Origin of the sequence: [Flexibacter] sp. ATCC 35103, from assembly GCF_001975985.1 — a bacterium.
GTDB lineage: Bacteria > Bacteroidota > Bacteroidia > Flavobacteriales > Flavobacteriaceae > Flavobacterium.
Window position 1 is genome coordinate 10,170 of the sequence record NZ_MTQF01000021.1, and the last position, 1,338, is coordinate 11,507.

Annotated in this window: 1 protein-coding gene; it reads left to right on the forward strand. The window is 37.4% G+C overall.

Annotated elements, in window-relative coordinates; all coding sequences use genetic code 11:
- The coding region (locus tag BXU01_RS24020) for an amino acid adenylation domain-containing protein (protein ID WP_123774184.1) at window positions 1-1,338 on the forward strand (1,338 nt) is incomplete at both ends.

Below are 1,338 nucleotides of genomic sequence, written 5' to 3' on the forward strand. Positions count from 1 at the left end.
TACAGAAGAAAAAGAGCAGTTATTATTTGAATTTAATGATACGTCAGTTTATTATCCAAAAGATAAAAGTGTAATTGACTTGTTTGAGAATCAGGTATGTAAAACCCCTGATAATATTGCCGTTGTGTTTGAAGGAGCGTCTTTAACCTATAAGGAACTAAACGAAAAATCAAACCAGTTAGCAGGCTATTTAACAGAAAGCGGAGTTACGGTAAATACTCATGTTTTTTTCTATCTGGAAAGAGGAATAGATTATTTGGTTTGTATGCTGGGTGTTTGGAAATCCGGTGCTTATTTCACGCCTTTGGATGTTGAAGTACCCCTGGAGAAAAACAAACGTACCATTGGACAGGTGAAGGATTGTTTTGTTGTTACGACACAAAATTTTGTTTCTCAGGCGCAGGAAATGCAGGCAGACGCTACGATATTGGTTTATGATGACAGTATTATAAACCAATACAGTAAAGATAATCATGATGTTGTTTTATTGGGCGATTCACTTTCCTACATCATTTTTACTTCCGGATCTACCGGAATACCAAAAGGGGCAATGGTGGAACATTCGGGAATGTTAAATCATTTATGGGCAAAGATTAATGATTTTAATATTACAGCATCAGATAATGTTGCCCAAACTTCCACCCATACTTTTGATGTCAGTATCTGGCAATTTACCGTTGCGTTATTAGTTGGAGGAAAAACGACTATTTTGACAGGAGAAGATGCGTGGAATCCTAAAAAACTATTGAGTCATATTGCTGCCAATTCTATAACCATATTTGAGAGTGTTCCGGCACATTTTTCTATTTTGTTAGACTTTTTGTCCAAAGAACAAGTGCTCCCAGATTTAAAAGCATTCCGTTATTTAATGATGAACGGCGAGGCTTTGCCTGTTGAATACTGCAAAAAATGGTTCGAATATTATCCATCTGTTTCCATGGCAAATGTTTATGGCCCTACAGAATGTTCAGATGATATTACGCATCATATTTTTGAGAGCTGTTTGCAAGACTGGACGGGTTATGTACCTATTGGGAAACCTATTCAAAACATGCACATTTACATTCTGGATAAAAATCTAAACTTAGTACCAAAGGGTGTTACAGGCGATTTGTATACCTCTGGCGCAGGAGTTGGAAAAGGATATCTGAATGACGATGAGAAAACAAAACAGGTTTTTATAGCAAACCCATATTGCAGGTCTGCAGATGATAAAGTATTGTACAAAACCGGTGACCTTGCCAAATGGCTTGCCGATGGTACACTTGATTTTGCAGGCAGGGCAGACGAGCAGGTTAAAATTCGCGGAATAAGAATTGAACTTGGGGAAATAGAAAC